General features: G+C 48.3%; 1 protein-coding gene. It reads right to left on the bottom strand.

Annotation, left to right across the window (positions count from 1 at the left end):
- The coding region (locus FDX22_RS15890) for a uroporphyrinogen-III C-methyltransferase (protein WP_186805331.1) at positions 1-211 on the bottom strand (211 nt) is incomplete at both ends.

Genomic DNA, 211 nt, shown 5'->3' with positions numbered 1-211 from the left:
AAAGTTCTGCCAGCTTTTTTGCAGATTGACGCGCCATTCGCTAATGGAACTGGAAAGCTCGCTGCTGTCAGAATCCATCGGTGAATCATCGGTATCGTTATCAGCCAGACGCAGGTTATCAATTTGGTTAGCGAGCTGGTTTACCTTGAGGATAATGCCATCATAGTCGACCTGAGTTACCGCAGAGAGGCTGGCGATATCGTCGGTAATC

Source organism: Citrobacter sp. TBCS-14, assembly GCF_005280805.1.
Classification (GTDB): Bacteria; Pseudomonadota; Gammaproteobacteria; order Enterobacterales; family Enterobacteriaceae; genus Citrobacter; species Citrobacter gillenii.
The sequence above is the reverse complement of the archived record's forward strand: the minus strand, read 5'-3'. Positions and strand labels throughout refer to the sequence as shown.